Origin of the sequence: Bradyrhizobium sp. INPA03-11B (assembly GCF_040446015.1) — a bacterium.
Lineage (GTDB): Bacteria > Pseudomonadota > Alphaproteobacteria > Rhizobiales > Xanthobacteraceae > Bradyrhizobium > Bradyrhizobium macuxiense_A.
Genome location: NZ_JASGSR010000142.1, coordinates 1 through 19,127 on the forward strand (window position 1 = coordinate 1; position 19,127 = coordinate 19,127).

Consider the following 19,127-nt stretch of genomic DNA (forward strand, 5'->3'; position numbering starts at 1 on the left):
CACAAGGCTATATTGCGAGCCGGCAGATCGCGACCGCAGTCTATCTGTCGCAGCAGATCGAGAAGCCGATCCTGGTCGAAGGCCCTGCCGGCGTCGGCAAGACCGAGCTCGCAAAGGCGATCGCCGCCTGGCGCGGCATGAAGATGATCCGCCTGCAGTGCTATGAGGGCCTCGACGAGGCCAAGGCGCTGTATGAGTGGAAATACGCCAAGCAGCTGCTCTACACCCAGATCCTGAAGGACAAGCTCGGCGAGGTGCTCGGCGGCGCGCAGTCGCTGGCCGCAGCGCTCGACCAGCTCCATACCTTCGGCGACGTGTTCTTCTCCAAGGAATTCGTCGAGCCGCGGCCGCTGTTGCAGGCGCTGGAGCAACCCGCCGGCTGCGTGCTGCTGATCGACGAGATCGACAAGTCGGACGCCGAATTCGAATCGCTGCTGCTGGAAATCCTCTCCGACTTTCAGGTCACGATCCCCGAGCTCGGCACCGTCTCCGCGGTGGCGCCGCCGACCGTGATCCTGACCTCGAACAGCGAGCGCGATCTCGGCGACGCATTGAAGCGGCGCTGCCTGCATCTGCATATCGGCTTCCCCGAGCAGAAGCTGGAGGAGCGCATTGTCGAGAGCCGGGTGCCCGGCATCTCGCAGACGCTGCGCAAGCAGATGGTCGGCTTCATCCACGAGATCCGCTCACTGGACCTGAAGAAGCTACCCTCGGTCAGCGAAGCGATCGACTGGGCGCGCGTGCTGGTGCTGCTGCAGGCCAGCGAGCTCGACCACGAGATCGTCAAGGACACGCTCAACGTGCTCCTGAAATACGAGGCCGACATCGAGGCCGCGACGCCGCAGATCTCGTCCTTCATCGCCAAGGCGTCGCGCCAGGGCGTATTTAGTTAAACCAAGATGCGCGAGAACCTGCATCGCTTTTTTCGTGCGGCGCGGGGAGCCGGGGTCCGGGTCTCGCCCGCCGAAAGCATCGATGCGATGCGGGCGGTCGCGCAAGTCGGCTTCAACGATCGCGATATCCTGCGCGACACGTTCCTGCTGACGCTCGCCAAGACCCAGGACGAGAAGCGCGCGCTTGGCGAATGCTTCGACCTGTTCTTCAGCCAGCCCGAGCCGCAGCAGGAAAGCGCCGAGCAGAACAGGACCGACGACAACAGCGAATCCGGCGCCAACCCGTCGGCCGACGAGCATGGCGACGATGCGGGCGGCGCCGCCAACGAGAATGTCGGGCCGCTGGCGCAGATGCTGCTGTCGCAGGATCGCTCCGCGATCTCGACCGCGATCGCCAACGCCTCCGGCGCCGCCTCGTTGCCTGACATCCGCTATTTCACCCAGCGCGGCATCTTCCAGACCCGCATCCTCGATGCGATGGGCATCCAGCGCCTGCGCGACGACATCGACGAGCAGACCACGCGCAATCCGGCGCTCGCCGAGCGGCTGCAAGAGGCGCTCAACGGCCTCCGCGGCACCGTTCGCGACGCGGTCTCGCAGGCCCTGCTGCTCTACGGCCGCGAAGAGGCCGAAAATCTGCGTAACGAGATCCTGCGCAACGCGCCGCTGGCGCGGATCGAGCCGCGCCAGGTCGAGCAGATGCGCGCGCTGATCCGCCAGATCGCGCGGCGGCTCCGCGAGCGCTATTCCAAGCCACGCAAGCGTCAGCGCCGCGGCCATCTCGACGTCCGCCGCACGCTGCGCCGGAATGCGGCCTGGGGCGGCGTGCCTTTCCTCACCGCCTGGAAGCGCAAGCATCGCGACCGGCCGAAGATCGTCGCGCTGTGCGACGTCTCGGGCTCGGTGGCCCGCGTCTCGGACTTCTTCCTGCTCCTGATCCACAGCCTGCACGAGGTCGTCGACGACGTCCGCTCGTTCGCCTTCTCCGGCCATTTGATCGAGGTCAGCGACATCCTGGAATCGAACTCGCCGGAAGAGGCGATGAAGGAGATCATGTCCAAGGTCGGCTTCGGCTCGTCCGACTACGGCAATTCCTTCGCCGATTTCGAGGACAATTGGATGAGCGCGATCACCCCGCAGACCACGGTGATCGTGCTCGGCGACGCCCGCAGCAACAATCTCGATCCGCGCGCCGACATCCTGCGCCGCATCGGCGAGCGCTCGAAACGGCTGGTGTGGCTCAACCCCGAAGGCCGCATGGTCTGGGGCTTTGGCGATTCCGAGATGCCGCGCTACGCGACCTTCTGCACCGTGGTGCGCCAATGCGCGACTGCGCAGCAGCTCGAGCGCGCCGTGTCGGACATCGTCGCGACCTATCAGTAGGTCGCTTGGGCGCGCCGCCTAAATGGCGAGCGCCTCGCTGTGGAACAGCCACCCGACGAATGCAATCAGCGTGAGTGCGATCGAGGCAGAAACACTGACGAGCTTGATCGTCGTGATCGCCTTCAGCACCGAGACGGACCGCGCCGCCGCATCGGGGTCGCCGTGCAGCAACAGCCATGCCAGCAGGCAATCCTCGATCAGGTCGCTGAGCAGATACACCGCCGGCACGACCAGGCCGAGCCACGCCGCCGACGGATAGATCTGGTTGAGCCAGTGCGACGACGCCGCGCCCATCGCGCCCGCCAGCGCCAGCATGACGACGAGATCGAGCGGGAACAGGATCGGGAACACATACTTGATCCGCAGATCGGACTGCACCAGCGCGCCGAGCTGGTCACCGCTGTAACTCAGCGTCTTCTCCGGAAAGCGGGTGCGGAATCGTTTGGCAAAAACGCGATCGGAATAGCTGCCGACCCACCAGAACAGTCCGAACGCACTCACCACAAGCCCCGCGAGAATGATCGTCACGAGAGCTTGATGGCTCATGCCGATCGATTCCTGTTCTTGGTGAGGGAGCCGCGGAAAGCCGCAGGCCAAATGATCGCGCGCACCGGCGAGGTCCCTGGAAGGGAGAAAATAGCAACGCAATATAACAATGATTGACAAGCAGATTTCCACCTTTTCCAAAGCCTTGCAATTGAATTCTGCGGACGCAGCGTTGAGCGAGCTATCATCCCGATGCCCGCCGCAGGCCTCCGCAAGACGATGGCTGGTCACGCCCGCTACACAGAACCGTCTTCAATTGGAGATTGAATCATGCCCGCGTTCTGCCGTACATAGAAGCCGCGAATTTCACGGCGACCGCAGGGGCTACGGATGCCGAAGGATATTGTGATCTTGTGCGACGGCACCGGCAACGAGATCGGCGCCAATATTTCCAACGTCCTGAAGCTGTTTCGCGTCGCCGACAAGGATGACGGGCAGCGTATCTACTATCATCCGGGTCTCGGCACCATCGGTCTGCAGAACAGCTGGGGCCGTTTCAAGCAGGAGGCGTGGGGCCTGTTCGGGCTCGCCTTCGGCGCCGGTCTCGACAAGGACACGCTCGACGCCTACCAGTTTCTGTGTCGGCTTTGGGAGCCCGGCGACCGGGTCTGGATGTTCGGCTTCAGCCGTGGTGCCTACACCGTGCGCACGCTGGCGGCTTTCGTGCATGTGATGGGCCTGTTGCCAGTCGACCAGCTCGACCTCGCCGGCTACGCCTTCGGCGCCTACAAGAAGGCCAGCGCTGACGCCCAGAAGTCCGACGGGACATTTGACCCTGCCCCGTTGAAGGAAGTCCGGCATTTCAGCCAGATCGCCGGCGGCCGCAACATCGACATCGAATTCGTCGGCGTCTGGGACACGGTGGCCTCGATCATCGTGCCGCGGCAGGACAACTTCCTGTTCGACATGCAGACGCTGCTGTTCACCCGCACCAATTCCAGCGTCAGGCGGTTCCGCCAGGCGATCTCGATCGACGAGCGCCGGCGCATGTTCCGCCTCAACCGCTGGATCGAGCCGCAGAAATTCCGCACCGATCCGTTCGACCCGTCGACGGCGATCGACCAGGACATCCGCCAGGTCTGGTTCGCCGGCGTGCATTCCGATGTCGGCGGCGGCTATCCGGAGGACCAGAGCGGGCCGTCGAAGTATCCGCTGATCTGGATGCTCGAACAGGCCAGGGCCGCCGGGCTGCACATGGACCAGGCACTGATCGATCATCTCGCCTGGGGGATGCCGCTGCCGCCACACAGCCACGAATATGCACCGCCGAGCGTGACTGATCCGCTGCACAATTCGCTGACCGCCGCCTGGGAAATCCTGGAGTGGATTCCAAAGCGCGACAAATGGAAGGAATGGCCGGAGCGGAAATCCTTCTTCGGCTTCTATTTGCCGCGCGGCGAACCAAGGCCGATACCGGAAGGCGCGACCATCCACGCCTCGGTGCTGGAGCGGATGCAGAAGGATCCGGCCTACAAGCCGATCAACATGCCCAAGACCTACACGGTCGAGCCGATGCCGACGCCCCCGGCGCCGCCCGCCCCGACGGCCTGACGGTCAGACTTGAATATACTTTAGATCGGGCAACGGCCTCTGCTTCACCTCGCCCCGCGTGCGGGGAGAGGTCGGAACGCATCGTTGGATGCGTTCCGGGTGAGGGGGAGTCTCCGCAAACGCATCTGTCACCGGATACGCGGAGGCGGCCCCTCACCCCACCCCTCTCCCCGTAAAGAACGGGGAGAGGGAGAGCATCGCTTTACGCGTCGATCGCATCCTTGATCCGCTTGCGGCTGAGCGGCAGGTCGCGCAGCCGCTTGCCGGTCGCATGTGCGATGGCATTGGCGAGCGATGCCGCGGCCGGCCCCTGCCCGGTCTCGCCGCTGCCGAGGAACGGCTGGCCTGGGCGGTTGATGATGTGGACCGCGATGCTGTCGGGCACGGCATCGAAGCGCAGGATCGGGTAGGTCTGCCAGTCGATGCTCGTGATCCGCGCTTGGTCGAACGTGACGCTCTCATAGAGAGTCCAGCTCACCGACTGCACGATCGCGCCCTCGATCTGGTTGGTGATGCCATCGGGATTGACGACCTGGCCGGCATCGACGGCCGCGACCGCGCGCACCAGCCGGGCCCGGCCGGTCTCGGGATCGACCTCCACCTCTGTCGCAATGGCACAATAGGCGGCGAGATTCTTGTAGCGCGCGAACGCAAAACCGTAGCCGCGATTCTGCGGCGGCTTCTGCCCGTGCATCCAGCCGAATTCCCCTGCGGCCTTCTCGACCACCGCGCGGCCGCGTGCATCGTCGAGGTGGTTGAGGCGAAACGCGACCGGATCGGTCCCGGCGAGACCGGCCAGCTCATCCATGAAACTCTCGATCGAGAACACGTTGTGATAGGCGCCGAGCGCGCGCATCGCGGAAATCCGCAGCGGCATCGCGGGGATGAAGTGATGCATCACATGCGCATTCGGGAAATTGTAGATCGGGATCGCGTTGCGATCACCGCCGCCTTCGGGAAGCGGCAGCGGCTTTGGTGCGGGCACCGCGAACGATCGCGCCATGTGCTGGGCCGCAAGCAGCGAGCCGGCGCCGCCCGGCCGCATCGAATGGGTGTTGCTCCACACCGCAAAATTCCAGTCGGCGATCTTGCCACTGCCATCCAGCGATGCACTCAGCTTGGTCACCATCGCCGGACCATACGGCTCCCAGCCGTGCTCCTGCTCGCGCATCCACTGCACGCGAACTGGTCGCCCGGGCAGCGCGCGCGCGATCAGCGCAGCGTCGGCGGCGGCATCGTCGGCGCCGTTATGGCCGTAGCAGCCGGAACCTTCGACATGAATCAGGCGGACGCTCGACTGCGGCATGCCGAGCATCTCGGCAATCGCCTGCCGGTCGGGGTAGACGCCCTGGGTATGCGTCCACACCGTCATCGCACCATCGACGAACTGCGCGACCGCGCAGGACGGCCCGATCGAGCCATGCGACTGATAGGGCCGCGTATAGGTGGCTTCGAGCGATCTCACACCGCTCACGGAAGGATCGTTGCGCTGGAAGATCGCAAAATCCTGCGACGGCAGCGCCGTCAGCACATTTGCCAGATCCTGCTGGTTCGGCAGCTTCGTGCTCTCCCGCCACTTCGCCGCGGCTGATAGCGCGTGCATGGCCTTGACCGCCGAAAACTCCTTCTCCGCCACCACGGCCAGGAAATTGCCGTCGCGCACGATTCCGATCACGCCCGGCATCTTCTCGATCGCGGCCGTGTCGCATTCGGCAAGCTGCGCGCCGTAGCTCGGCGGGCGCACCACGCGCGCATGCACCATGCCGGGCAACCGCATGTCCTGCACATAGGCTGCGCCACCCGTGACCTTGGCCGGAATATCGACGCGCGGCACCGGCTGGCCCATCACCTTGAAGCTCGCCGGATCCTTCAAGCCCGATGTCGGCTGCGCCTGGACATGCAGCATGTCGGCGGCAACCAGCTCGCCATAGCTCAGGCGGCGCCCATCGGGAGCGATGACAGCCGCGTTCTCGGTTCGCAATTTATCGGGCGGAACCTCGAACCGCTTCGCGGCCTCCGCCACCAGCAACGCGTGCGCCTGCGCCGCGGCGTGCAGGATCGCGGTGCCGCTGTCCTGCATCGAATGGCTGCCGGAAGTGTAGCCTTCGTTCGCGGTGAGTTTTGTATCCGCCGTGATCACCTTCAGCGCATCGAAGGGAATATCGAGCTGCTCGGCAGCGATCTGCTGGAACGCGGTGCGGAATCCCTGGCCGAGCTCGGCCTTGCCCGTAAAGGCCGTGATCTGGCCGTCGGCATCGATCCGGATCCAGGAATCCAGATTGGGCGTTTTCGCCAGGCTGCCCGGCAGCTCCGGATCCTTCTGCTCCTGTGCCGCCGCACGGCGCAGCGAGAAGCTGACGATCAGCGCGCCGCCACCGGCCAGCACGCTGCGGCGATCGAGCACCACGGGCGCGGTCATCGGACGCTCCTGTCGCTTGCCGCATCGGCGGTATCCATCAGCCGGGCGGCGCGATGCACCGCGCGGAGGATGCGCATATGGGTGCCGCAGCGGCAGAGATGCGGCTCGAGCTCGGCGCGGATCTGCGCATCCGACGGTTTCGGGTTGCGCATCAACAGCGCCTGCGCCCGCATCATCATCCCGGCAATGCAATAGCCGCATTGCGCCGCCTGCTCCTCCATGAAGGCGCGCTGGATCGGCGCCGGCGCCGCCACGGTGCCGAGCCCTTCCAGCGTCGTCACCTGCTTGCCCTCGACGAGCAGCAGCGGCGTGACACAGGACTGCACCGCCTTGCCGTCGACAATCACGGTGCAGGAGCCGCATTGCCCGAGCCCGCAGCCGAACTTGGCGGCATTGAGCGCGAGATCATTGCGCAGCACATAGAGCAGCGGCGTATCCGGATCGGCGTCGACCTGATGATCCCGGCCATTGACCTTCAATGTCATCATGGCTTGCCTCGTTGACTTGAGTCCGCAGTCGCACCGCGCGCCGCGAGCGACGTGGCCTGCACTGCGCGCGCATCGCGCACCGCCTTGTCGAGATCGCTCCACGCCGGCCGCTTCCCGAACCGGGCGCGTAAATAATTTGTCAGCGCGACCAGCTGCGCATCATCGATGCTGGCCGCGAAGCCCGGCATGATCGGGCTGCGCTCGCCCGCGACGGCGCCGACGCCGGACAGCACGATGTTGAGAAGGTTGCGCGGGTCGGGGCCGGCGATCGCCGTGCTGAGCGCGAGGTCGACGCCGCCATAGGGCAGCGCCCGGCCGCCCTCATGGCAGGATGCGCAGGCCGCGGCATAGATCGCGGCGCCCGTGGCGTTGGCCTGTGTGGCGTCCGTCGCGGCCGTTTGCGCCACCGCGTCAGTCGGCGACTTGCGATCCGGCGTCGGCACGCCCGAGACATCGGCCATGTACACGGCGATCGCGCGCACGTCGCCATCGGCCACGGTCGCGAGATTGCCGACCACCTCAGCCATCGGTCCGCGCGCGGTACCGTGATCGGCTTGCCAGCCGTGGCGCAGATAGGCGTACAACGCATCAGCCGTCCACCGCACCGGGGCGAGCGAGGTGTCGTTCAGCGCATAGGCGTGCCAATTGTCGACGTCGCCGCCGGCGAACCGCGCCTTGACTCGCTCGGCGCCGAGCGCATTGCGCGGCGTGTGGCAGGCGCCGCAATGCGCGAGCCCCTCGACCAGATAGGCGCCGCGGTTCCATTCCGCGCCCTTCGCCGCGTCGGAAGGCACGTCGCCGCTGCGAAGATACAACAGCTTCCACCCTGCGATCAGCGGCCGGTAGTTCAGCGGAAACGTCAGTTGATTTGCTGGCGGCGAGGCGTGCACCGGCTGCCGCGTCATCAGGAACGCGTAGAGCGCCCGGTCATCCGCGTCAGACACGTTGGTGAAATGATCATAGGGAAAGGTCGGGTAGAGATGCCGGCCGTCACGGCTGACGCCGGAGCGCATCGCGCGGACGAACGCCTCCTCCGGCCAGCTCCCGATGCCGGTCTCGGCGTCCGGCGTGATGTTGGACGAGAAGATGGTGCCGAACGGCGTCGGAACCGGAAGCCCGCCGGCGTAGTTGCCGCCGCCCTGCACGGTATGGCAGGTGTTGCAATTGCCGATCGCCGCGAGATCGCGGCCGCGCTTGACGATATCGGGATGGAAGGTATCGGGCCGCGGCGGCGCCATGGCCGCAATCTGTGGCCGCCAGGCGACCGCGAAGCCGGCCGCCGCCCCCGCGACCAGCACGATCGCGGCAATGCCTCTGATGATCCGCAGCTGACCGGGCATGCCTGAATTGAGTTTGTTGTTGGGACGTGTATTAACACGTTTCGTTCCGGTATCGTTCGGCCAGAAAACCTCGATCACCGCCTGTTGACCCCAGGACATACCAAGGGATCATGACCGCCCAGCCCGCCCTCGATCACGCATCCGCTCCGCCTCGCGACGCGCGGTCCGTGCTCAGTTCCGTGTTCGGCCTGTCGGGCTTCCGCGGCGCGCAGGAGAAGATCATCCGCCACGTCACCGATGGCGGCAATTGCCTGGTGCTGATGCCGACCGGCGGCGGCAAGTCGCTGTGCTACCAGCTGCCGGCGCTGCTGCGCGACGGCTGCGGCATCGTGGTGTCGCCCCTGATCGCGCTGATGCGCGACCAGGTCGCGGCACTCACCGAAGCCGGCGTCAACGCCGCGGTGCTGAACTCGACGCTGTCCTATGAGGAGGCCTCCGAGGTCGAGCGGCGGCTGCTCGCCGGCGATCTCGACCTGCTTTATGTGGCGCCGGAACGGCTGCTCACGCCGCGCTGCCTCAACCTGCTCAGCCAAGCGCAGATCGCGCTGTTTGCGATCGACGAGGCGCATTGCGTCTCGCAATGGGGCCACGACTTCCGCCCGGAATATATCGGCCTGTCCGCACTCGCCGAGCGCTTTCCCAAGGTGCCGCGCATCGCGCTGACCGCGACCGCGGACGCGTTGACGCGCAAGGAGATCGCCGAGCGGCTGTCCCTCACCGACGCGCCGGAATTCGTCGCCAGCTTCGACCGGCCCAACATCCGCTACGAAATCGTCGACAAGCAGAATGCGACGACGCAGCTGAAGAATTTCATCAAGGAACGCCATGCCGGAGATGCCGGCGTGGTCTATTGCCTGTCGCGCGCCAAGGTCGAGGACGTCGCTTCGGCGCTGAGCGAGGCCGGCATTCCAGCGCTGCCCTACCATGCCGGGCTCGATGCCAGCGTGCGCGCCCGGCATCAGGATCGCTTTCTCAATGAAGACGGTCTTGTCATCGTCGCCACGATCGCGTTCGGCATGGGCATCGACAAGCCGGACGTGCGCTTCGTCGCGCATCTCGATTTGCCGAAGAGCATCGAGGCATATTACCAGGAGACCGGACGCGCCGGCCGCGACGGCAAGCCGTCGGCGGCGTGGATGGCTTATGGTCTTTCCGACATCGTGCAGCAGCGCCGCATGATCGATGAATCGACCGGCTCCGACGCCTTCAAGCGCGTCTCGATCGGCAAGCTCGACGCACTCGTTGCGCTCGCCGAGACCGTACATTGCCGGCGGCAGCGCCTGCTCGGCTATTTCGGCGAGACCCGCAGCGATGAAAGCTGCGGCAATTGCGACAATTGCCTGACGCCACCGCGCGTCCGCGACGGCAAGGTGCTGGCACAGAAACTGCTGTCCTGCGTCTACCGCACCGGGCAGCGTTTTGGCGCCATGCACCTGATCGACGTGCTGGTCGGGCGGCTGACCGAGCGGGTCAAGCAGTTCAACCACGACCAGCTGTCGGTGTTCGGCATCGGCCGCGAGCTCAACGAGAAGCAATGGCGCGCGGTGCTGCGCCAGCTGGTGGCGATGGGCCATCTGCGCGCCGACAGCGACGCCTTCGGCGCGCTGAAGCTGACCGACAGCGCCCGCGGCGTGCTGAAGGGCGAGACCGCGGTGATGCTGCGCGAGCAGCCGGAAGGCGCGCGCAACCGCGCGGTGCGCAGCAAGTCGCGCCGCGGCGATCTCGCGCCCGCAGCCGACAGCCCAGGCGGCGTCGCAAACCCGGCGCTGCATGCGGCCTTGCGCGCCTGGCGCTCGGACGTCGCGCGGCAGCGCGGCGTGCCGGCCTATGTGGTGCTGCACGATTCCACCATCGACGGTATCGCCGCGATGCGGCCGGATACGCTCAGCGACTTGCGCAACATCGCCGGGATCGGCGACAAGAAGCTCGAGCATTATGGCGACGAGCTGATCCGCATCGTGAAGGCGACGGAGGGCTAAGCCGTATTCGAATGCTCCGACGATGCTCAGCGCGGCAGGGGGCGTTCCCGGTTGGCCCAATAGGGACATTGCGGGCAAACCTCACCTTCTGGATAGTCAATTCCCTCCTCATGCGGGCACCCCATCATCGTCGGCGACAGGGCAACGGTGCGCACCTCTTCCGACCGAAGGAAAGTTGCGATCTCCTCGATGGTCGCCGGATCGTCGCGAACATCACCGGTCTCGGAAAACCATCTGCGCAATACGAGGGGCGGCGCTCCCTCCGCCGTGATCACCGCAACGGCAACTTTGCTGGCGCGAAGATTGTCGGCTCCATAGAACGCCACCGTCCCGACCGGGTAGCCGCGAAAGCCCGACTTGCTTTTCTTTTCCAGCCACTTCTGCGGCCGCCATCCAAGTTTCATGGGGATTTCTCCAAGTAGCAGCCGGGCCGCGACGTACGATGTGTCATGGGGTGCCGCCGACTCAAGTGGTCTGTTTCGACGTCAGCAGCTTGATAAAATTCCGCTTCGCCTTGTGGCGCGTCATCAGATCGGCGAGGTAAGCGGAATGTTGAGTGGCCCCGTCCAGCCGCCGCATCCGCTTGATCATGGCGTATGCGGCATCGTAGTTGCCCTGCCCACCCATCCGAACCTTGCGCTCGACCAATTTGGCATAGGCTTTCGACGCTTCGGCCGGGAGGTTCACTTCGCTTGCTTTGGCAAGTTCCTCTATCGCCATTTCACGGCATCCGTGCTTATCGACGGCCGCCCAAGCGTCCGCCAGCAATCCCTCCGCCATGAGCACGCGGACAAGAACATCGGGAGCTCCGAACACATCCCATTCGGCTTGCGAGCCAGATTTTTCGGCTCGAGCGCTCAATATGGCGATGGCATCATCGCGAACACGGATCTGGGCCTTGCGATCGCCAGCGGCGGATTTCAATCGCTGGTATAGGTCGACGCTGGGCTCCTTGCCGAACAGCTTCCAGAGCAGCGCGTTGGCGTCTTCATTTCGTCCGCTATGCTGAAGGAGATCACAAGCAAAGAGAACCAGACCTTTGTCGGGTTCATCCTCGAATTTCCACAGCCCCTCTTCCGCCCATTTCAGCGCCTCCTGTGCCCGTCCGTTGTCGAGGCAGGCCTGAGCGACCTCGAGATAGCGATACGCGGACGATAGATCATTGGCCCGAATGGCGATGATCGCGTCGACATCATTATCTCGTTCGGCGAAGCGCTCCATCATAGCTCGAAGCGCATATTCTCCGCCGGGCGGGACTTCCGTTCGCCTCCGTTGCCTGGATTTCACCTTTTGCCACGCCTCGGTTGCGAGCCTGCGATATTCGCCGAGCCCGGCCGTGCCGAGGACCTCAGCATAGGTCTCACTCGCACCAAAGAAGAACTCCCAATCGGAACTGACTTCGCGCTTGAACAGTGCCCTCGCCAGTTCGATTGGCTCGGGCTTTGACTGCTCGCAGGCAGCAAGGTGAATTTCGCAGGCGCGGGCGTAGCAAGCACCTCCGCCACCGTCGGAGTCATCGACCTTGGTCAAGGCCTCGTCCATTCGCGCGAAGAAATGCTCGAGCAGTTCAAGAACGAGTAACGCTTTCCCGCCTTCGCGCAGAACCGAGATACGATCAAGAACGCTGTCAATCCGGCGAGCCCAGTCGCGCATGTCGCGATATTCGATGGTGCCGCGGACCCGGGTCGCGTCGGTAATGGCCTTCTTGAATTGCGCGATGACCGTCGCATCATCGGCCGTGTCGAGCGTGGCCGACAGCTCAAATTCCTCAAGCAGCTTGGGGTCGCGCCCGGCGAGATCGACAACCATCTCGACAAGACGATCGATGCCCTTCGTACGCAAATGGTCGCGAATCTTCCCAAGCCGGTTCGACGCCTGATTCAGCGCTCCCGGTTCCATATCGTTGACAGTCAAGGCAACGGCCGTCAGATGCTTGCAGAAGCCCCAATCGACGAAGGCCTGACAGGTACAATCGCCGGAAAAGCTCTTACCCCGCCCGGTCAGCTTACAGTGATAGATTTCGGTCCCAGCCACCCGCGCGATCACGCGGGTGTCGTCGATCGTCATGACCTCCACCCGGCCATCCGCCTGATAGGCACTGCCACGAGCGAAGGTTTTGTCACCAGCGATCTCCTGCAACGCAGCAACGTCGAATCGGCCGGTCCGAACCACAGATTCAACGTCGGAGGTGGATCGCTTTCGGGCTTGCGCCATGTGCACGGCCTGTCGCTCTCGGGAGGGTCGCCGGCCCGAATATATCCGACAGCGCTGGCTCCAACGAGATGGAGGGTGTCCAAATCACAGAGATTGACGGCGCGCCCCGGTTCCGCCATCCGTGACCTATGCCCCCGCAATCCGAGGCCGCATCCGCCGATCCGTTCCGCCATCCGCCGCTCCTGCAGTTCGTCGCGTCGCGCGGCTTCTCCGAATTCGCCTACCAGATCGCGACGGTTGCGATCGGCTGGCAGGTCTACGCGCTGACCGGCAGCGCCGTCTATCTCGGCCTGGTCGGGCCGGTGCAGTTCATCCCCAGCGCGCTGCTGGTGTTCATCGCCGGCCACGCCGCCGACCGCTACGATCGCCGCCGCGTCGTGCAGGCCTGCCAGATCATCCAGGGGCTGGGGGCCGCCTATCTCGGCTGGCGCAGCTTTGCCAGCGACTTGACGGTGCCCGAGATCTTCTCGGTGCTGGTTGCGTTCGGTGTCGCGAGCGCATTCGGCGATCCGGCCGCTTCGGCGCTGCTGCCGGCCGTGGCGCCGGACGGCCATCTGCAGCGCGCCACCGCGCTGTCGACCGGCGCCTGGCAGGTCTCGATCGTTGCCGGCCCCGCGATCGGCGGCTTCGCTTACGCGATCTCTCCGGTCGTCCCCTATGCCGTGATGACGGCGTTCTGGCTGCTCGCTGCCATCCTCGCCGGCGCGATCCGGCTGGAGCGGCCGGCGGCCGAGCCGGATCCGCCGTCGCTCGGCCAATTGTTCGCCGGCGTCAAATTCGTCCGCGACAATCCGGCGATCCTCGGCACCATCTCGCTCGATCTGTTCGCGGTGCTGCTCGGCGGCGCCAGCGCACTGCTGCCGATCTATGCGCGCGATATCCTGCAGGCGGGACCATGGGCGCTCGGCGTGATGCGCGCGGCGCCCGCGGTCGGCGCCCTCTTGATGACGGCCGTGCTGGCGCGGCATCCGATCTCAAAGCATGTCGGCGTCCGCATGTTCCAGGGCGTGATCGCATTCGGCGTCGCGATCTGCGCATTCGCGCTGTCGCGCGAGATCTGGCTCTCGACCCTGGCACTCGCGGCGATGGGCGCGGCCGACACGATCAGCGTCGTGATCCGCGTCTCGCTGGTGCAGCTCGCAACGCCGGATGAGATGCGTGGCCGCGTCGGCGCGGTGAATTATCTGTTCGTCAACGCCTCGAACCAGCTCGGCGAATTCGAAAGCGGCATCACCGCCGCGCTTTTCGGCACGGTGCCGGCCGCCCTGATCGGCGGCATCGGCACGGTTGCGGTGGCGCTGCTCTGGATGTGGTTGTTCCCGTCGCTGCGCAAGGTGCAGCGGCTGGAGTGAGGCAGCGCCCGGATACCACAGCCCGCGGTCCAGCGGCATAGGAGCCATACCCGGCACGGCAACGCATGCGCTTGCGGGCCGCGCCGCAACAGCCCTAATCTTTTGCCCACCGCGTCCAACGAGGCGCGGTCGAGACATAACGATAGAGGGAAGAGACGGACCATGGCTCAGGAGAGCACCGCGCGCACGACTGCGCGCCCTGCGGAAAATGGAACGTTCGATGCCGTGGTGATCGGCGCGGGATTTGCCGGCATGTACATGCTGCACCGGCTGCGCGGGCTCGGTTTCACCGCGCGGGTCTATGAGGCCGGCGGCGGGGTCGGCGGCACCTGGTACTGGAATCGCTATCCCGGCGCGCGCTGCGACGTCGAGAGCCTGCAATATTCCTTCTCGTTCTCCGAGGAACTCGATCAGGACTGGAGCTGGTCGGAGAAATATTCTCCGCAGCCCGAAATTCTCGCTTACGCCAATCACGTCGCGGACCGCTTCGACCTGCGCAACCAGATCGTGTTCGAAACCCGCGTCACTGCGGCGACCTTCGACGAAAAAGAAGGCACCTGGCTGGTCGAGACCGACCGCGGCGACAAGGTCACCGCGAAATTCTGCATCATGGCGGTCGGCTGCCTGTCGGCGCCGAACCGTCCGGCCTTCAGCGGCATGGCGGATTTCCGCGGGCCGATCTATCACACCGGCGAATGGCCGCATGAGGGGGTCGATTTCACCGGCCTGCGCGTCGGCGTCATCGGCACCGGCTCGTCGGCGATCCAGTCGATCCCGATCATCGCGCAGCAGGCCTCCGAGCTCACCGTATTCCAGCGCACCGCGACCTGGTCGGTGCCGGCGTGGAACGAGCGGCTATCGGCGGAGTATCTGAAGGAGGCCAAGGCGCACTATCCGGAGCTGCGCGCGAAAGCGCGCGCGCGCCCGACCGGCTTCTATTTTCAGTTCAACGCCCAGCCCGCACTGCAGGCGAGCGAGGACGAACGCGAGCGGCTGTATGAGGAAGCCTGGCAGCGCGGCGGCCTGCCCTTCCTCGGTTCGTTCGGCGACCTCTTGTTCGAGAAGGCGGCCAACGACACCATCGCCGATTTCGCGCGCGACAAGATCCGCGGCATCGTCAAAGATCCCGCCACCGCCGAGCTGCTGTGCCCGCAGAACGTGTTCGGCTGCAAGCGGCTCTGCGTCGATACCAACTATTTCGAGACCTATAATCTGCCGCATGTGAAGCTGGTCGACGTCTCGAAGTCGCCGATCGAACGTTTCACGCGTGATGGAATCGTGGTCGACGGCACCGAATACAAGTTCGATGCGATCGTCTCCGCCACCGGCTTCGCCGCCATGACCGGCTCGTTCGACAAGATCGCGATCACCGGCCGCGGCGGCCAGACGCTGGCCGAAAAATGGCGGGCCGGCCCGCGCGCCTATCTCGGGCTCGCCTCGGAGGGATTTCCGAACCTGTTCATGATCACCGGGCCCGGCAGCCCGTCGGTGCTCGCGAGCATGATCCAGGCGATCGAGCAGCATGTCGACTGGCTGGCGGATTGCCTTGGCCACATGCGCGACATCGGCGCCGGCACCATCGAAGCGGTCCGCGACGACGAGGATGCCTGGGTCGCCCATGTCAACGACGTCTCCACGGTCTCGCTGCGCTCGACCTGCAGCTCCTGGTATGTCGGCGCCAACATCCCGGGCCGTCCCCGCGTGTTCATGCCCTATATCGGCGGCTTCCCGATCTATGTGCAGAAGTGCAATGCGGTGATGAATTCGGGCTATGACGGCTTCGTGCTGCAGGGCGGGCGCAACGGCAATGCACCGCCGCAGGTCCGTTTCACCGAGCGCTGGCAGGTGCCGCTCGACATCGAGGTGATCTCGCCGGCCGCCGTTGCCGCCAGGCGCGTCCCCGTGGTCTAAGGCGCGATGAGATTGAGTCGAATCGTCATCGCGCTTTGGCTCTTTGTTTGAGCATGATCTCCGCGCAAACGCGTCCCGCGTTTGTCGCGAGGGAAAACCGCTGCGCACTTTTCCGGATCATGCTTTGGCCTCAGCGGTATCCCCATCGGGATCGCGCATGATAGTGTCGCGCCGGCCCGCGTTGCATCGCGGGCCGCACGGGGAACGATGGCCGACACGGCATTGCAGGGATTGGTCGAGCGGATCGGCGCGGATCACGTCGTGCGCCGGCTTGGGATCGAGGCCGCGCACGAGAAGCAGCTGATCGGCCAGGGCACGCTGGTGTTCAATGTCGAGAACTGGCGCCTCGCGCCGTGGATCGTCACGACCGCGCTCAAGCTCGTCGGCCTCCACGGCCGTGCGCGGCGCAACGCCGACCTGGTCGAGGTGCGGCGCAATCTGGTGACGTCGGCGCGGCTGCCGGCGGCTTTCGACGGCTTCACCATCCTTCATCTCAGCGATCTCCACGCCGACATCAGCCAGGGCGCGATGCGGCATCTGGCCGACATCGTGCGCACTGTCGCCTGCGACATCTGCGTCCTGACCGGCGACTATCGCGGCAGGACATTCGGCCCGTTCGAGACCAGCCTCGCGCTGATGAAGGATGTCTGCGCGCGAATCAAGCTGCCGCTCTACGGCATCCTCGGCAATCACGACAGTATCCGCATGACGCCGGCGCTGGAGGCGATGGGGATCAGGATGCTGTTCAACGAGCAGGAGCCGATCACGCGCGATGGCGCGACGATCCACCTCGCCGGAATCGACGACGCGCATTTCTATCGCACCGACGACATCGCAAAGGCCGCTGCGGCGATCCCGCGCGAGGCGTTCTCGATCCTGCTTGCGCACACGCCGGAATCCTACCGCGCGGCGGCAGCCGCCGGCTTCGACCTGATGCTGAGCGGCCATACCCATGGCGGCCAGCTCTGCCTGCCCGGCGGCATCGCGATCAAGCTGGAGGCGCGATTGCCGCGCCGGATGGGCAAGGGCGCGTGGCGCTTCGGCGAACTCGCGGGCTATACATCGACCGGCGCCGGCACCAGCCTCGCGCCGGTGCGGCTGAATTGCCCGGCCGAAATCACGGTGCATACGCTGCGGCGGCTGGGGTAACCGGCGAGCTGCCCGAGCTACGAACCACTACTTCGTGTCGCCGCGCTTGCCCGCGGCCTGTTCGTTCACCTTACAGACGATCAGGAGCGTGTAGCCGCGCGCGTCCTTGGCGATCTCCGGCGTCTCCCGTTTCAACGAATCACGCCACTCGGCGGTCTGGTACTGCACCGCGCTGTTGTCGAGGAAGTCGCGCAACGCGCCGGTCTTGATCGCGAAATTGATGTTTTCCGGGATGGTTCCTGTCGCCCGCGCGACCGTGACAGCATCGAGCTTGGCCGCCACGACGCCGACCACACTGCCGCCGAGATCGAACAGCGGGCCGCCGCTGTTGCCCGGCTGCACCGCGGCGCTGATCTGCAGGAAGCGGGTATCGTTGAGAATGCCGCTCAGCGAAGAGACGATGCCCGTGGTGACGGTGAAATCGGACGTCAGCAGCCCGTGATAGGGGTAGCCGATCGCCACCACGCCATTGCCGACCGGAATGGGATTTTGCCTGATCTTGGCGACATCCTTGAACGGCGCCGGCGCTTGCAGCAGCGCGAGATCGTTGGTTTCGTCGCCGGATACCAGCCGCAATTTCACCGGCGCCTCGCCGCTCAAATTGCCGGTGATTTCGTTGCAACCATTGATGACATGGTGGTTGGTGACGACATGGCCGGCGCTGCTGACCACAAAGCCGGTCCCGGTCCCGGACTTCGCCTGCTTCTGCGGCGGGCTCGGCGCAGCTGGCGACGGTGCCGCTGCTGCCGCAGGCTTCGCCGCAAGCGCGAATTCACCGGCACTGGCGACGCCGTTCTTCTTCACTGAGACCACGCAATTGAGCAGCGCCGGCAGCAATTGCGCGGTCTGATTGAGGTTGAACTGAAACAATTGTCCCTGCGCGAACGCGGTCATCTGGCGCGCCTTGCGGAACTGATTGATCAGCGCCGAATTCACCGGCATCTCGACATTCACGAGCTGCGTGCCGAGCGGCATGCCGTAGACATTGAACGCCGGCTGGCCGTCGAAGGTCAGCGCAAGCGGAAAGGCCTCGCCCGGAGTCAGGCGCCAGCTCTCATGGGCAAAGCCCAGCCGCCAGCTGCCGTTGTTGGCGATCGCCACCATGAAAAAGATGCCGCTCTGATAGGTGGTGCCCGCCGAGCAATGCGTGAACGCGCCGTCCTTGTCGTTGGTGAAGGCGCCGCCCTTCCAATTGCCGACCGTGATCGAGCCGTAGGGACCGCGGGCGCTTGCTGGCGTTGCAGACGCAAACAACCACGCAGTCGCAACGACCGCCCAGACCACAACTCTCATGACGCGCACTCCCCAACCACAACCCATCATAGGAGGCGGAGAAATTCATCCGCAAGTGGTGCGCGGCTTGGCCTTTGGTCCTGCGGCCGCACAATACCGCCGCAGATGAGGCGATCGCCACACCCTCTGGTTACAGACGCCATGTTCCTATTTTGTTCCTAGAATGTCAACCCGGACACAATTCTACAGCCGCGCAAGGCCGCCGCTATTGCGGCTCCCGGGCCGAAGACTGCGCGGGCGGGTTTGGTTCGCGGAACCAGTAGTGGGCTGCGAGGCCATGGACGCCGACGCCGATCAGGAAGATGCCGGCATACAGTTCGACCGCGTGATTCATCGCCAGCAGGCGGGCGCGCAGCACGGCGCCATGGCCCGGATAGGCCCAGAACCAATGCCCCACGGCGACGATGCCAACGCCGAGCGCGGCGAAGGCGCGGCCAGCCGCATTCAACATCCTCACGCGAAGGTCTCCCGAGTCGCCCGGCACGATGAAAATACCGGGCGAAACTGACGCGGACCTGAACGTAGGAAATGAACGTAGATGGGGTAACGGGCCGGCCGCCCGCTCGCTACGGCGCGATATAGAAGCGCGCTCGCGAGCGGCCTGTTGGT

Annotated in this window: 15 protein-coding genes; 7 read left to right on the top strand and 8 right to left on the bottom strand. The window is 65.1% G+C overall.

Annotated features, from left to right (window positions below):
* A partial coding sequence (locus tag QMZ05_RS35455) for a MoxR family ATPase (RefSeq protein ID WP_353704970.1) occupies nucleotides 1–893 on the top strand: 893 nt, incomplete at its 5' end.
* A 6-nt stretch (nucleotides 894–899) separates the two neighbouring features.
* The gene (locus QMZ05_RS35460) at nucleotides 900–2,276 is read left to right on the top strand and encodes a VWA domain-containing protein (RefSeq protein WP_353704971.1); all 1,377 of its coding nucleotides are present in this window, start codon (nucleotides 900–902) and stop codon (nucleotides 2,274–2,276) included.
* An 18-nt stretch (nucleotides 2,277–2,294) separates the two neighbouring features.
* Here the strand turns inward: QMZ05_RS35460 and QMZ05_RS35465 are convergent, their stop codons facing one another.
* Nucleotides 2,295–3,053, bottom strand: coding sequence for a hypothetical protein (locus QMZ05_RS35465; protein WP_353704972.1), 759 nt, complete (start codon nucleotides 3,051–3,053; stop codon nucleotides 2,295–2,297).
* Between the two features lie 99 nt (nucleotides 3,054–3,152).
* Here QMZ05_RS35465 and QMZ05_RS35470 point away from each other — a divergent pair, with 99 nt between their 5' ends.
* A complete protein-coding gene (locus tag QMZ05_RS35470) occupies nucleotides 3,153–4,373 on the top strand; it encodes a DUF2235 domain-containing protein (protein ID WP_353704973.1) in 1,221 nt (406 codons plus the stop codon).
* Between the two features lie 202 nt (nucleotides 4,374–4,575).
* Here QMZ05_RS35470 and QMZ05_RS35475 read toward each other — a convergent pair whose 3' ends face one another.
* Genes QMZ05_RS35475 through QMZ05_RS35485 form a run of 3 tightly spaced genes read right to left on the bottom strand, consistent with a single transcriptional unit; the run spans nucleotide 4,576 to nucleotide 8,620 of the window.
* Entirely contained in the window at nucleotides 4,576–6,792 is a 2,217-nt protein-coding gene (locus QMZ05_RS35475; RefSeq protein WP_353704974.1) for a molybdopterin cofactor-binding domain-containing protein, read from the bottom strand.
* Nucleotides 6,789–7,280, bottom strand: coding sequence for a (2Fe-2S)-binding protein (locus QMZ05_RS35480; protein ID WP_353704975.1), 492 nt, complete (start codon nucleotides 7,278–7,280; stop codon nucleotides 6,789–6,791). Before QMZ05_RS35480 ends, QMZ05_RS35475 begins: the two co-directional genes overlap by 4 nt.
* Nucleotides 7,277–8,620, bottom strand: coding sequence for a cytochrome c (locus tag QMZ05_RS35485; protein WP_353704976.1), 1,344 nt, complete (start codon nucleotides 8,618–8,620; stop codon nucleotides 7,277–7,279). The genes QMZ05_RS35480 and QMZ05_RS35485 overlap by 4 nt, the downstream gene beginning before the upstream one ends.
* A gap of 110 nt (nucleotides 8,621–8,730) precedes the next feature.
* Here QMZ05_RS35485 and recQ point away from each other — a divergent pair, with 110 nt between their 5' ends.
* Nucleotides 8,731–10,599: a DNA helicase RecQ gene (recQ, locus tag QMZ05_RS35490; protein ID WP_353704977.1), complete on the top strand. Its 1,869-nt coding sequence runs from the start codon at nucleotides 8,731–8,733 to the stop codon at nucleotides 10,597–10,599.
* A gap of 26 nt (nucleotides 10,600–10,625) precedes the next feature.
* Here the strand turns inward: recQ and QMZ05_RS35495 are convergent, their stop codons facing one another.
* Both QMZ05_RS35495 and QMZ05_RS35500 read right to left on the bottom strand, forming a co-directional pair.
* Nucleotides 10,626–11,003 (bottom strand): hypothetical protein, encoded by a 378-nt coding sequence (locus tag QMZ05_RS35495; protein WP_353704978.1) that lies wholly within the window; start codon nucleotides 11,001–11,003, stop codon nucleotides 10,626–10,628.
* Nucleotides 11,004–11,064: 61 nt separating this feature from the next.
* Nucleotides 11,065–12,813: a DUF6880 family protein gene (locus tag QMZ05_RS35500; RefSeq protein WP_353704979.1), complete on the bottom strand. Its 1,749-nt coding sequence runs from the start codon at nucleotides 12,811–12,813 to the stop codon at nucleotides 11,065–11,067.
* Nucleotides 12,814–12,941: 128 nt separating this feature from the next.
* Between QMZ05_RS35500 and QMZ05_RS35505 the strand changes: the two genes are divergently transcribed.
* From QMZ05_RS35505 to QMZ05_RS35515, 3 genes are all read left to right on the top strand, one after another.
* The gene (locus QMZ05_RS35505; protein ID WP_353704980.1) at nucleotides 12,942–14,165 is read left to right on the top strand and encodes an MFS transporter; all 1,224 of its coding nucleotides are present in this window, start codon (nucleotides 12,942–12,944) and stop codon (nucleotides 14,163–14,165) included.
* 162 nt (nucleotides 14,166–14,327) lie between these two features.
* Nucleotides 14,328–16,076 carry an NAD(P)/FAD-dependent oxidoreductase gene (locus tag QMZ05_RS35510; protein ID WP_353704981.1) on the top strand — a complete coding sequence of 583 codons (1,749 nt, stop codon included), beginning with the start codon at nucleotides 14,328–14,330 and terminating at the stop codon, nucleotides 16,074–16,076.
* 207 nt (nucleotides 16,077–16,283) lie between these two features.
* Nucleotides 16,284–17,225 carry a metallophosphoesterase gene (locus tag QMZ05_RS35515; RefSeq protein WP_353704982.1) on the top strand — a complete coding sequence of 314 codons (942 nt, stop codon included), beginning with the start codon at nucleotides 16,284–16,286 and terminating at the stop codon, nucleotides 17,223–17,225.
* Nucleotides 17,226–17,252: 27 nt separating this feature from the next.
* On the opposite strand, the gene QMZ05_RS35520 is transcribed toward QMZ05_RS35515, so the two are convergent.
* On the bottom strand, nucleotides 17,253–18,518 hold the full coding sequence (locus tag QMZ05_RS35520) for a trypsin-like peptidase domain-containing protein (protein WP_353704983.1): 1,266 nt from the start codon (nucleotides 18,516–18,518) through the stop codon (nucleotides 17,253–17,255).
* 205 nt (nucleotides 18,519–18,723) lie between these two features.
* Nucleotides 18,724–18,969 (bottom strand): hypothetical protein, encoded by a 246-nt coding sequence (locus QMZ05_RS35525; protein WP_353704984.1) that lies wholly within the window; start codon nucleotides 18,967–18,969, stop codon nucleotides 18,724–18,726.
* Between the last annotated feature and the right edge of the window lie 158 nt (nucleotides 18,970–19,127).

What these genes read in the sequence shown, in the direction of transcription:
- QMZ05_RS35460 (WP_353704971.1), top strand. Translation starts at nt 900, where the DNA reads ATGCGCGAGAACCTGCATCGCTTTTTTCGTGCGGCGCGGGGAGCCGGG.
- QMZ05_RS35470 (WP_353704973.1), top strand. Translation starts at nt 3,153, where the DNA reads ATGCCGAAGGATATTGTGATCTTGTGCGACGGCACCGGCAACGAGATC.
- QMZ05_RS35475 (WP_353704974.1), bottom strand. Translation starts at nt 6,792, where the DNA reads ATGACCGCGCCCGTGGTGCTCGATCGCCGCAGCGTGCTGGCCGGTGGC.
- QMZ05_RS35480 (WP_353704975.1), bottom strand. Translation starts at nt 7,280, where the DNA reads ATGATGACATTGAAGGTCAATGGCCGGGATCATCAGGTCGACGCCGAT.
- QMZ05_RS35485 (WP_353704976.1), bottom strand. Translation starts at nt 8,620, where the DNA reads ATGCCCGGTCAGCTGCGGATCATCAGAGGCATTGCCGCGATCGTGCTG.
- recQ (WP_353704977.1), top strand. Translation starts at nt 8,731, where the DNA reads ATGACCGCCCAGCCCGCCCTCGATCACGCATCCGCTCCGCCTCGCGAC.
- QMZ05_RS35495 (WP_353704978.1), bottom strand. Translation starts at nt 11,003, where the DNA reads ATGAAACTTGGATGGCGGCCGCAGAAGTGGCTGGAAAAGAAAAGCAAG.
- QMZ05_RS35500 (WP_353704979.1), bottom strand. Translation starts at nt 12,813, where the DNA reads ATGGCGCAAGCCCGAAAGCGATCCACCTCCGACGTTGAATCTGTGGTT.
- QMZ05_RS35505 (WP_353704980.1), top strand. Translation starts at nt 12,942, where the DNA reads ATGCCCCCGCAATCCGAGGCCGCATCCGCCGATCCGTTCCGCCATCCG.
- QMZ05_RS35510 (WP_353704981.1), top strand. Translation starts at nt 14,328, where the DNA reads ATGGCTCAGGAGAGCACCGCGCGCACGACTGCGCGCCCTGCGGAAAAT.
- QMZ05_RS35515 (WP_353704982.1), top strand. Translation starts at nt 16,284, where the DNA reads ATGGCCGACACGGCATTGCAGGGATTGGTCGAGCGGATCGGCGCGGAT.
- QMZ05_RS35520 (WP_353704983.1), bottom strand. Translation starts at nt 18,518, where the DNA reads ATGAGAGTTGTGGTCTGGGCGGTCGTTGCGACTGCGTGGTTGTTTGCG.
- QMZ05_RS35525 (WP_353704984.1), bottom strand. Translation starts at nt 18,969, where the DNA reads ATGTTGAATGCGGCTGGCCGCGCCTTCGCCGCGCTCGGCGTTGGCATC.